Genomic DNA, 12,455 nt, shown 5'->3' on the forward strand with positions numbered 1-12,455 from the left:
GCGGGCAAGTGCCTCAAACATGGCATCGAGAACACCCATCTCGATCCAGCGATAATAGCGCCTCTTCACCGTCGCGTAGTCGCCAAGCCGCTCGGGAAGATCTCGCCAGCGCCCACCTGAGCGGGCCATCCAAAGCAACGCATTGAGGAACTTGCGGTTGTCCGTGCGAGGTCCGCGTTTGCCCTTACCCCCGCCTGGGACCAGTGGCCTCAGGCGCTCCCACTGGTCATCGCGCAGTTCATCACAGTCCATGGCTGATCTTTCAAAAATCAGCGTTGAATCTGATTTGCGCCTCTCTGGGAATCCCCAAAATATTAAATCGTCACTACCGCCTAGCAGTTGCACCATACCCCTCGCCGACCCAAAACTTTCTCGATCAGCCTTCATGCTATCGTCTCCCTGGTTAATGCCAGAGAAGCCCTTGCTGCTTGCCCAAAGGTCGCCAGCAATTGGCGCGCGCTTAACACGCGCCACCGGCGACCAATCACGCCCGTGATGTAATCGAGAGCCTCGAATCCAACATTTTCCCGCCGTTTGGCGGAATGGTGATCAAGACCCTAATGTTGCCCTTGATATTCGACGCTTTGCACCGAGTCGAAAAACATGGCACGATCGAAACGACGCATCGCATCCCGCGGCGAATCTTTCCCTTGCCCCCCGTAATCAAAGGGCAGCAGCCGGCGGTAATCTCTTCAGAAGCGACACATGCCATACTTTTCGCGGCTGAGTCGACACCGGCGCGTCCGATCACCAAACTGGCTTTGAGATTTTTAGCTGTAACTGTCGTTATGAGCTGATTTCGACTGGTTGCCTATCAATAGGTTCAGTTGGCGAAGAAAGCCGCGAAGACCGCCTGCGCATAGGAGGTTTGTCGCAAAGCGTCGAAATTTTCCGCTTCCAGTTGCAGTATGTGCTCAAGATCCTTGGCGAAACTTTGTTTGAGTAAATACTTTGTCACGGCAAGCGCTTGCGGAGACAGTCCTGCCAATACATGCGCTTTGCCTAGAGCCAATGTAAGAGAACCACCATCATCTGTGATGCTAGTAATAATACCGGAATCGACTGCCATCTCCGCTGTAAATGTTTCCCCTAGCATCAAAAGATCTGCCGCACGCTTGGTTCCCGCAATTCGTGGCAAAAGATAGCTTGAACCTCCTTCCGGACACAAGCCTAACGCCGTAAAAGGAAGACGAAATTGCGTCCCGCGCCCGGCATAGGCAAAATCGCAATGAAGCAGCAACGTCGCCCCTATGCCGATTGCATAACCTTCCACCGCCGCCACAAGCGGCTTTGTAAAGGTGCAAAGGACCTTCAAAAAATCCATCCCGGCATGGGCGGCATCGTCACCGGTCTCAGTCCGGAAATCGGCGAGATCGTTACCGCTGGTAAAGACATTCCCTGCCCCGGTCACGACAACGACACGCACGGATTCATCGGCATCTGCTGCGATAAGGGCATTGGTCAGGGCTTGATAGGTCCTCTTATCGAGCGCGTTCCGGCGCGCCACACGGGAGATCGTCAAAAGGCGAATGCCATTTTCCCGATCATTTACGAGAACAGTGTCCTCTCTATCAGAAGCCACTGATGTAAGTGATTCTCCTGTCATTATAATCGTTCCTCACGATGCCAAAGCATGACATGCCCGTGCATATTCCTCTTTCAATCTCAAACAGAGGTCAGCCGTCGCGGGAACATCATGAATCGAACCGACTCCATGTCCAGCCGACCAAACGTCCTTCCAGGCGACACCTTCTTTCTGCATATCCAAATGTCCAGCCGATATAAGATTGTCTGGATCAAGACCACGTTTGAGGATACTCGGACGCAGAAAGTTGGCATTCACACCACTGATCGCCGCTGTATAGATGATATCTACGGCCTTGGCATCGACCAGCATCTGCTTGTATGCATCAGGTGCGAGGCTCTCCCGGGTGGCAATGAATCGGGTACCGATATAGGCAAGGTCGGCTCCGAGCAACCGCGCCGCAGCAATATGCGCACCAGTCGACAAGGATCCAGCCAGAGCGATGGTGCCATCAAAGATAGAGCGAATTTCCGCCACAAGCGCGAACGGATTGATTGTGCCAGCATGGCCTCCCGCCCCTGCAGCGACAGCAACAACACCATCCACTCCCGCTTCTATGGCCTTTTCCGCATGCCGCGTATTGATGACATCGTGAAATACGAGGCCTCCATACGCGTGGATCTCCTTAACCAGATCGGGCACAGCGCCGAGTGACGTGATGACGAGAGGCACCTTATGGGAAACAGTGACCTTAAGATCAGCTTCAAGGCGTGGATTCGATTTGTGAACGATGAGATTGACCCCAAACATTGGGGACGCCGATCCATCGTTGAGGCGGCGCGCGATCTCATCCAACCATTCCGAATAACCTTGCGTCGTACGCTGATTGAGCGCCGGAAAAGTACCAATCAAGCCGGCACGACAAGCTTCGACGACAAGATCTGGTCCCGATATGAGAAACATCGGCGCGACGATCGCTGGTAAATCGAGACGGCCGCGAAGCCTGCTAGGCAGAGACATATCCTTCCCCCTCAGATATTCGGATAATCAGGTACGCAGCCCCCTTCGCGCACGGTCCAGACGATATCCTGGCCGGCAGTCGGAACGCCCGTTTCCGTGTCAAGAACAGGAAACGATCTTCAGTGCTTCAGTCTGAAAAGGCGCTCCATAATGACGCCAATCAGGAATGAATTCGTCGAGAGCCACAGGCTCGAATACCCCACCGTATAGGATATAGGCTCAGATTTCCGAACCTTCCTCAAGCACTCCTAAGCTCAAGTCTTTATTCAACAGCTTGCGATGATCTGCAGCAGATAACCTTGCAGGACCGGCTCCAACGACCACAATGTCGAATTCCATGACTTCTCGTGTCATACATCACCTTCAAACGTCTATGACGCTTATGGAAGCTGAGTCCTCCATGAGAAAAGAGGCCCACCTATAGTGGTCCGGCGAGGAGTCGACCACATTTACCTGCCCTATCGACTCGCAGAATGACTATCACCACGACAATATCACGGCTATAGACGTCGAATTACAATGAAAGAAAGTACAATTTAATTGTAACTTTGTAAACATTGCAGCTATTGCTAGTTGAATCAGCACAACTACTTACAGAAGCGTATTGAAAAGCTCCAATTATATTTTAAGCGCCTGAAGACAGGCTCGAAAGTGATGCAGTCAATTCAGGTAAAACCTTGAACAGATCACCAACGAGCCCATAATCAGCGACCTGAAAAATTGGAGCGTCTTCATCTTTGTTGATGGCGACAATCACCTTCGAACCGCTCATCCCTGCAAGATGCTGAATAGCACCGGAAATCCCCACGGCGATATAAAGTTGCGGTGCGACGATCTTGCCAGTCTGGCCGACCTGTAGATCATTTGATACAAAACCGGCATCAACAGCGGCTCGGCTAGCGCCGATGGCCGCACCCAACTTCTCGGCGATCGGTTCGAGCATCTTGAAATTCTCTCCACTCTGCATGCCCCGTCCGCCAGAAATGATAATCCGCGCGGACGTCAGATCCGGACTCTCCAATATGGTCAGCTCCTCTCGAACGAACTGCACATCGATAGGCGCATTGACAGCGGGGATCTGGGAAATAGTCGCCCTACCCGTAACATTATCGGCAGGTTCGAAGGCTGTCGTGCGAACGGTGATGACTTTCAGCGCATCCTTTGAACGCACAGTCGCCAGTGCATTGCCCGCATAAATGGGTCGAATGAATGTATCTGGGGAGACCACGCCAGTGATCTCGGAAATTTGCTGGACATCGAGCGTTGCGGCAACACGTGGCAACACATTTTTGCCAAATGTCGTGGCCGCGGCGAGGATCGCTTCATAGTCTCGCGCATGTTCGATCAGCAAGGCGGCGACCGTCTCGGCAACCGGGTGAGCATATATCGGGTCGTCTGCTACCAAAACCTTATCGATGCCGGCTATGGTGGTCGTGGCCTTGACTATAGCACGAGCGTTATGACCAGCGATTAAAAGATCAACTTCGCCTCCGAGGTTGGCAGCGGCTGTGATCGCATTCAACGTGGCTCCCCGCAGAGAGTGGCCATCATGTTCGGCTAAAACCAGAGCCCGCATTTCAGATCACCTTTGCTTCATGCTTCAGTTTATTCAGGAGAGTTGTCACATCTGCCACCTTGATACCCGCCTGGCGTTGCTGCGGCTCCTCCACCCGTACAGTGATCAGACGCGGCTCGACGTTGATATCGAGGCTCGCTGCAGGCCTGATCTCCAGCGGCTTTTTCTTGGCCTTCATGATATTGGGCAGGCTCAGGTAGCGCGGTTCATTCAGGCGCAGATCTGTGGTGACGACGGCAGGCAAAGCCAGCGATAGGATCTCAAGACCTCCGTCTATTTCACGCGTGACTTCAATACGCCCATCCTCGATCACGAGTTTTGATGCGAAAGTGCCTTGTGGCCAGTTCAGCAAAGCGGCCAAGGCCTGGCCTGTCTGATTTGAATCATCATCAATTGCCTGCTTGCCAAGAATGACGAGCCGAGGCGACTCCTGTAGGCACAAGAGCTTGAGAAGCTTGGCGACCGCCAACGGCTGTATTTCATTGTCGGTCTGCACCAATACGGCACGATCGGCGCCAAGGGCGAGTGCATTGCGCAGGACATCCTGAGCCGCGGCGGGCCCTATGGACACAACCACAATCTCCGAGACGATTCCAGCCTCCATGAGGCGCACGGCCTCCTCGACGGCGATTTCGTCAAAAGGATTCGCAGAATATTTGACATTCGCCGTTTCAACGCCGGAATGATCTGCCTTGACCCGTATCTTCACATTGTAATCAATGACCCGCTTTATAGGCACGAGTACCTTCATTCACGCTATCTCCTGTCCTGCCTGTGTCCCACGGCGGCTCGAGCAGTCACTCACGCCAACTGACCCGAGAAACTGCCGTCAAGATCAGACCATTGTGTTATCCAGTCGGGGGCTGATCGAGACGATACCTCTTCGGGAATGACCTCATGAGGAGGCAATACAATGCCATCGCGGATGAAAGCCGTCCGTGCCACTGTCAAACAAACAAGGCTGTCCGCCGACTTCATATAATGGGAAAAATAGACCCATTTCTCATCCGCGTAGACACATTCAGTCGTCAAGGTAATCGCCTGAAATGGCGCCACGGGTCGTCGGAACCGCACGAGAAGACCCCCGACGACCACATGAGAACCGAGCTTGCGTAAACGCCCCCACAAACCGGAGCGAAGGAGAAAATCAATACGCCCGAGATCCATCAGCGCCAGATAGCGGGCATTGTTCATATGAACGTTGAGATCAAGATCGTGCGGCATCACACGAAAGAGCAGAATGGATTGCTCTTCGAAAGTCAGGCGACGCCGCACGAAGCTGCCAAGCACGATGCTGAGGAGTCGGAACCAAAGATTCATGACGCGTCCTTCACACCCTGACATGGATCAAAACGCAGCCTCGTCGAAGGCCATCGTCGATTTGCTGCCAGCCATAATGGAAGAAAACAGTGCTCCTGTTTGCGGCAGCAGGCGCTGCATGAAGAAACGAGCCGTGGCAACTTTGGCGGCATAAAATCCCTGGACATCATCCCTTTCGGCTTTCGGCAGACTCACTTCGGCCATACGTGCCCACAAGTAGGCAAGGGCCGTGAGGCCAAACAAACGGAGATATTCGGTTGCCGCTGCTCCGGCTTCATCCGGATTGCGAAGCCCCGCCTGAGCAACCTTTATTGTTGCCTGCTGGAGACGGGTAAAAGCCTTGCCCAACGGATCCACGAATTCAGTTAGCGCCGCCTGAGACGCCTTCTCTTCGATATAGTTGGATACAGGATGGAAGAACCGGCGAAGCAGGCGCCCCATATCGGCTGGCATCTTGCGGCCGACAAGATCGAGAGCTTGAACGCCATTGGTACCTTCGTAAATCTGGGCAATCCGCGCATCCCGCACATATTGTTCCATGCCATGCTCTCGGATATATCCATGGCCACCAAAAACCTGCACACCAAGGTTGGCTGCTTCCGAGCCGAGATCCGTTAACAGCGCTTTGACGACAGGCGTCATGAGGGAAACGAATTCCTCTGCTTGCTGGCGCATGGTGGCATCTGGATGATGGTGCAAGTCCAAATGTCGAGCAACCCATGCACCAAGGGCGCGACAACCTTCAGCATAGGCCCGCTGCGTTAGCAACATACGTCGAATATCGGGATGGACGATAATTGGGTCAGCTGGCTTTTCTGGGTATTTCGCCCCAGTCAGGGAACGACCTTGCAGACGCTCGCGCGCGTAGGCAACAGCGCCCTGGTAGGATACTTCAGCAATACCGAGTCCTTGCAGACCGACTGCCAGGCGTTCCGTGTTCATCATCGTGAACATGGCACGCATACCCTTGTGTGGCTCGCCGACAAGCCAACCGACCGCCTCGTCGAAATTCATTACGCAAGTGGCCGAAGCCTTGATCCCCATCTTATGTTCGATCGAACCGCATGAGACACTGTTACGCGCTCCGAGGTCGTTGTCATCGTGAACCAGAAATTTCGGCACGAGAAAAAGGCTTATCCCTTTGATTCCCTTGGGCGCATCGGGAAGGCGCGCGAGAACGAGATGAATGATGTTGTCGGTGAGATCGTGCTCGCCGGCAGATATGAAGATCTTGGTCCCGGTAATTCTGTAACTGCCGTCTTCTGCCGGCACCGCTTTGGTACGACAAAGGCCCAGGTCCGTGCCGCATTGGGGCTCGGTCAGGCACATCGTTCCCGACCAAATGCCGTCGACGAGCTTAGGAAGATATTTGTCCTTGAGCTCCTTCGAACCATGACTTTCCAGTGCGACATAGGCGCCATGGCTGAGGCCAGGGTAAAGACCAAAAGAAAGATTGGATGAGCAGATCATTTCCTCGATCAGCCCGTTCACGACCTTTGGCAGCCCCTGACCGCCAAATTCCGGAGAGGCGGTAATGCCTGGCCAGCCCGCTTCACAAAAAGCCTTATAGGCCTCTGGAAACCCTTTGGGCGTGCGCACGACACCATTCTCAAAGACGCATCCTTCCTCATCACCAGAACGGTTCAAAGGAAGAAGCACTTCCTCGCAGAAGCGCGCCGCTTCCTCCAGAATGGAATCAATGAGATCACGCGTTGCTTCCTCATAGCCCGGCAAAGTCGCAATATCTTCGCCATCCATGAGTTCGAAAAGGACAAAGCGCATATCGCGCAATGGAGCCTTGTAGCTGGCCATGATGTTCTTCCCTGAACAATTATTTGATGCGTCTGTTAATTCCGTAAAGGTTTCCCAGTCGTCAGCATGTGTTCAATGCGCGCCAATGTCCCTGGCTGACGAGTAAGCTTGCTGAAAGCCTTGCGTTCGAGCAGAAGAAGCGCCTTTTCATCCGTCGGCACGGTGATATCTGCGTCACCACCAGACAAGACGTCGGCCAGTGTGCCGGCCACAACAACGTCATAGGCAGTCGCCTTACCGAGGCGGAAAAAGCTGTCGACCGCCATCTTCAGGGCTATCGCGGCCGCCGGTCCAGGCAAGGTGAAAGTAGCCGGCTCCGGCGGTTTGTAGTCTGGCACGAGGGTAAGAGCCTTGGCCTTGGCGTCAGCTAGCAAACGGTAGCGATTCATCGTGATCGTGTCGGCCGGCCGCAGGAACAAGAGCTCCTTGGCTTCAGCCGCCGATTTGGAAACGGTCGCCGTGCTGATGATCTCGAAGACCTTACTGATCGCCGGCATCGGTCCTCTCGGCAGGCGACCCAATGTAAACCAGCGCTGCAGCATTTCCTTGTTGCCTCCCCAACCCGGGATCAGGCCGACACCCACTTCAACAAGGCCGGTATAGGTTTCCGCATGGGCCTGAATCGCATCGCAATGGAGAAGAATTTCGCAGCCGCCACCGAGCGCCATGCCGGCCGGAGCGCCAACAACCGGAAACGGTGCATATTTCAACATGCCGTAAGCCGTCTGTCCCTGCAGGATAAGGTTTTCGATATCCTTCCAGGCCGCGATATTGGCAGCGAAGAGCGCGAGCCCAAGATTAGCACCAACGGAAAAGTTGCTACCCTCATTGTAGATCACCAGAGCTTTGAAATCCTTCTCTACCAGGGGGATCGAGCGCATGAGGAGATCGATGATATCGGGGTCGAGCGCATTCATCTTGCTCGTGAATTCGAAACAGGCGACACCATCACCGATATCCCACAAGGCTGCCGAGCCGTTCTTGAGAACTGGTTTAGATTTCAACTTGATATCTTCGAGCATGATCACGGCTTCAGGGCGCAGGAGATCATGATAAGTCCCATCGAGACCCAGGACCTGACGGCAACCGTCCTCGACACGATAGAATGATCGGCCTTCGGCGATCCGTAAAATAGAGGGGACTGGGAATTTGCTGGCCTCGAGACGCGTGATCAGCGTTTCGACCCCAATCTGATCGATCAGTTGAAAGGGACCATATTTCCAATTGTAGCCAAGCCGCATCGCCTCATCGATCGCAGCCACCTCATCGGTTGCGTCACCGACAAGAGCAGCCGCATACGCGAGTGTGCGGCTGAGTACATGCCACGCATAACGTCCGTGTATGCTTTCATGCGCAAGCAGATGATCGAGCTTGCCGCCGCCTTGTTCAATCGCCTCAATGACAGGCTTACGAATTGGCCGGTAGCTACCAGTCTTGAGATCAAGGGCTTCCTTTTGTTTACCCTGCTCACGGTTTATCCGATAGAAACCACCCTTGCCCTTACGTCCCGTATAACCCTCGGCAATCAGTTTTTCGACCAGAGGAATCGGCCGGTTGATTGCATGAAACGGATCATCTTTTGGCAGAGTCGCCGATAGGCTGGCGTTGATATACGGCATTAGATCCAAACCGACGAGGTCTATAAGACCGAAAACGCCGGTTTTCGGAATGCCCATCGGCTTGCCAATGATCGCATCGACCTCTTCGACATCAAGAGCAAGATCCAATGCCTCGATGACAGCGGTTTGCAGCCAGAACACACCCAAACGATTGGCGATGAAGCCTGGACGATCCTTGCAAAAGATCACACTCTTGCCGAGCATGATATCAGCAAACCGCGTGACAATCTCAATGGCGTCGGCCCGCGATCCTTCGCCGCCGACCACTTCCAGAAGCCGCATATAGCGTGGTGGATTGAAGAAATGCGTGATGATAAAATCTTGCGAGAAGCGTGCAGGCATCCCTTCGACGAGTGCCTTGAGCGGAATCGTCGAAGTATTGGAAGACACAATACTGCCCGGTTTGCGTATGGATTCGATCGCAGCATAGAGGCTCTGCTTGATATCCAAGCGCTCGACGACAGCTTCTATGATCCAATCGCAATCAGCCAGCAGATCGAGATTGTCCGCGATATTGCCAGTCGTCACGAATTTCGCCGCCGCCTTGCTCATGAACGGTGCCGGATCAGCTTTCAGGAGCCTGATCAGCGCACCTTCGGCAATCGCACTGCGGTTAGGACCGTCTTTGGCCACAATGTCGAGCAGAATTACGGGCACACCCGCATTTGCGACATGGGCAGCGATGCTCGCCCCCATAACGCCGGCGCCGATGACGGCGACTTTTTTGATGTCCGTCATCAGCAAGCCTCCAGAACCGTCGCGATCCCCTGACCACCACCAATACATTGCGTCGCAAGCGCATATTTGCCTTTTTCCCGCTTCAACAAAGAAGCGGCCTTACCGACGATACGCGCGCCGGTGGCCCCTAGCGGATGACCAAGCGCAATAGCCCCACCGTCGATATTCACCCGATCCACTGAGAGATTCAGCTCCCGCATACAGGCAATCGATTGAGATGCGAAGGCTTCGTTCAATTCGACAATATCGATCTGGCTAACCTCCAGCCCGGCGCGAGCCAGAGCCTTGCGCGAAGCCGCCACCGGCCCGATGCCCATGATCTCTGGACTGCAGCCCGAAACGGCGATGGCTTTGATGGAAGCGAGCACATCCAGCTTATGTTGCTTCGCGTAATCCTCACTGCACACCAGCACTGCGGCCGCCCCGTCGGTTAAAGGCGACGATGTCCCGGCTGTAACGACACCGTTTGCCGAGAAAGCTGGTTTCAATTCGGCCAGCCCCTCAAGCGTTGTTTCAGGGCGAATGCAGCCATCCAACATGATCGTGCCTTTGCGGCCCGCAATTGCGACGATTTCATCGGTCAATCGCCCCTCTTTCTGCGCCGCTGTGGCTCGCTGATGCGAGCGCAGCGCGAACTCCTCCTGCTCCTTCCGGGAAATCGTCCATTTCGCAGCAACATTTTCAGCTGTGTCGCCCATACCCATGTAGGCACCAGGCATGGATGCCGCGAGTTCAGGATTGGGCAACGGATTGAAACCCATCATTGGCACACGACTCATGCTCTCAACACCCGCCGCGACGAAGGCGTTGCCAGCATTCATTTGAATTGCGCCAGCAGCCATATGAATGGTCGTCATAGAGGAGCCGCAGAAACGGTTGACCGTCGCCGCGGCGATCGAAAGCGGAAGCCCGGCAATGAAACTCACAAGCCGTGCGATATTGAAACCCTGCTCCCCCTCCGGAAACGCGCAACCAAGCAGCAAGTCCTCTATATCCTCCGCCGGGATACCCGTTTTCGCAACGAGCCCCTTGATCACCTGCGCCGCGAGATCGTCCGGGCGGACGGTTGCCAACTCACCCTTCTTGGCAAGAGTGAACGGCGAACGGAGATATCCGGCGATGACAACTTTACTCATAATATTCTCCAAATAAGATCTCTGCCGAGCAAAGCTCCAGGCTTCAGGACATGGCACGATCTTGTGCCGGAACTGACATTTTAATTCGCTCCTCCTCGATGAGTTCTTTTTTGGAAAGCTTGCCAATCATGGTTTTGGGAAGGTGATCGCGGATTTCGATGATTTTCGGCATTTCAATGCGGGAAATCTGCTCTTCGAGAAAGGTTTTGATCTGTTCGGGACTGACGCTGATACCCTCCCGGAGGCGGACAAAGGCCTTTGGCGCCTGCCCACGATAAACATCAGGAATCCCGATGACGACAGCCTCCGCCACGGCCTGATGACGGTAGAGCGCCTCTTCAATGACGCGAGGATAGACATTGTAACCGCCACACAGGATCAGATCCTTGATGCGGTCCACAATGAAATAATGTCCTTCTTCGTCACGGTAACCAATATCACCGGTACGTAACATTCCGTCGACCATGACCTCGGCGGTTTCTGTCGGTCGCCGCCAATAGCCGGCCATGACCTGCGGGCCGGAGACGCAGATCTCTCCTCTCTCGCCGACTCCTAAGACGCGAGAGGGATTTTCGGGATCTCGCACCTCGATGATCGTATCCGTCGCGGGAACACCAATAGATTCCGGCTTGTTCTCACCTTTAAGCGTATTGCAGATGACGACGGGTGAGGCTTCCGACAAGCCATAGCCTTCGATTAGCCGACAACCGCTCAATTGTTCGAAACGGCAGCGGACATCGCCTGGCAACGGCGCACCTCCGGAAATGCAATAATGAATGGAGGACAGATCAAATGCGCCGTCATTCGCGGCATTGTTGATTGCCGTAAAAATCGTTGGAACACCCGGGAATAATGTTGGCTTCTTGCGAACGATCGTCCGCAAGACTTGCTTGATCTCGAAACGAGGCATCAAAATGAGCTCGGCGCCAACTGTCACACCGAGATTCATCACTATCGTCATAGCGAAAACGTGGAATAACGGAAGTACACCAAGAATGCGCTCGCCACCTTGCGAATCTTCCAGGAGAATCCGCCGGCATTGCTCCACATTGGCGGTGAGGTTGCCGTGCGTCAGCATTGCTCCCTTTGGCACGCCTGTCGTTCCGCCTGTATATTGGAGGACAGCAACATCCGTCAGCGGATCAATGTCGACATGGCTTGGTTTGCCATCATTGGAAATCAATTGCGCAAATAAGATATTCTGCAGATCAGCGTGAATATCGGCAAGCTCCGATCTTTTGAGCAGCGAAAACAAGATAGCCTTGGATCGAGGGAGACACTCGGCCATTCGGCAAACGACGATCCTTTCAAGGCACATGTCCTCCAACATGGTGACGACTTTTGGGTAGATTTGAGCAAGATCCAGGGTCACCATAATGGTCGTGCCGGAATCCTCGATCTGATGTTTCAACTCTCGCTCGACATACAGCGGATTATAGTTCACAACGATGCCACCAGCTTTTAAAATCGCAAAGTAACAGATCACGGCGTAAGGGGTATTAGGAAGACAAAGACCAACACATGTGCCCTTGCGGACTCCAAGTTGCTGGAACCCTCTTGTCGCGCGATCGACGAGATTTCCCAGCCTGGCATAAGTGTAGCGCCTGTCCATGAAATCCACGGCGCAGCGCTCTGGAAATTGTTTGATCGCACTATCCCAAATATAAGGAAGCGACATAGGTACGATCGTGGGGCGCACGTGTTTCATC

The 12,455-nt window shown here is 54.0% G+C and carries 10 protein-coding genes and 1 pseudogene; 1 reads left to right on the top strand and 10 read right to left on the bottom strand.

Annotated elements, in window-relative coordinates; translation table 11 throughout:
* Positions 1-387, bottom strand: a 387-nt coding sequence (locus DL88_RS16270) for a transposase (protein ID WP_245270914.1), incomplete at its 3' end; no start/stop codon positions are given.
* Between the two features lie 104 nt (positions 388-491).
* Here DL88_RS16270 and DL88_RS21120 point away from each other — a divergent pair.
* Positions 492-797, top strand: a pseudogene (locus DL88_RS21120) (phage integrase central domain-containing protein); the annotation flags it as partial.
* 26 nt (positions 798-823) lie between these two features.
* Here DL88_RS21120 and DL88_RS16280 read toward each other — a convergent pair.
* The 9 genes from DL88_RS16280 to DL88_RS16320 form a co-directional block, all read right to left on the bottom strand.
* A complete protein-coding gene (locus DL88_RS16280; RefSeq protein ID WP_051956087.1) occupies positions 824-1,606 on the bottom strand; it encodes an enoyl-CoA hydratase/isomerase family protein in 783 nt (260 codons plus the stop codon).
* A gap of 12 nt (positions 1,607-1,618) precedes the next feature.
* Positions 1,619-2,545: an NAD(P)H-dependent flavin oxidoreductase gene (locus tag DL88_RS16285; protein WP_034998558.1), complete on the bottom strand. Its 927-nt coding sequence runs from the start codon at positions 2,543-2,545 to the stop codon at positions 1,619-1,621.
* Between the two features lie 625 nt (positions 2,546-3,170).
* Positions 3,171-4,121, bottom strand: coding sequence for an electron transfer flavoprotein subunit alpha/FixB family protein (locus tag DL88_RS16290; RefSeq protein ID WP_034998559.1), 951 nt, complete (start codon positions 4,119-4,121; stop codon positions 3,171-3,173).
* Between the two features lies 1 nt (position 4,122).
* Entirely contained in the window at positions 4,123-4,872 is a 750-nt protein-coding gene (locus tag DL88_RS16295) for an electron transfer flavoprotein subunit beta/FixA family protein (RefSeq protein WP_034998560.1), read from the bottom strand.
* Between the two features lie 50 nt (positions 4,873-4,922).
* Positions 4,923-5,441, bottom strand: coding sequence for a thioesterase family protein (locus tag DL88_RS16300; RefSeq protein WP_051956088.1), 519 nt, complete (start codon positions 5,439-5,441; stop codon positions 4,923-4,925).
* A 27-nt stretch (positions 5,442-5,468) separates the two neighbouring features.
* Positions 5,469-7,253 (bottom strand): acyl-CoA dehydrogenase C-terminal domain-containing protein, encoded by a 1,785-nt coding sequence (locus tag DL88_RS16305; RefSeq protein WP_034998561.1) that lies wholly within the window; start codon positions 7,251-7,253, stop codon positions 5,469-5,471.
* 35 nt (positions 7,254-7,288) lie between these two features.
* Complete coding sequence (locus DL88_RS16310; RefSeq protein WP_034998566.1) at positions 7,289-9,610, bottom strand: 3-hydroxyacyl-CoA dehydrogenase/enoyl-CoA hydratase family protein; 2,322 nt, start codon at positions 9,608-9,610, stop codon at positions 7,289-7,291.
* Positions 9,610-10,746, bottom strand: coding sequence for a thiolase family protein (locus tag DL88_RS16315; RefSeq protein WP_034998568.1), 1,137 nt, complete (start codon positions 10,744-10,746; stop codon positions 9,610-9,612). Before DL88_RS16315 ends, DL88_RS16310 begins: the two co-directional genes overlap by 1 nt.
* Before the next feature lie 43 nt (positions 10,747-10,789).
* Positions 10,790-12,454, bottom strand: a complete 1,665-nt coding sequence (locus DL88_RS16320) for a long-chain-fatty-acid--CoA ligase (protein ID WP_034998570.1) — start codon at positions 12,452-12,454, stop codon at positions 10,790-10,792.
* Position 12,455: the final 1 nt, after the last annotated feature.

Origin of the sequence: Beijerinckia mobilis, assembly GCF_000745425.1 — a bacterium.
Taxonomy (GTDB): domain Bacteria; phylum Pseudomonadota; class Alphaproteobacteria; order Rhizobiales; family Beijerinckiaceae; genus Beijerinckia; species Beijerinckia mobilis.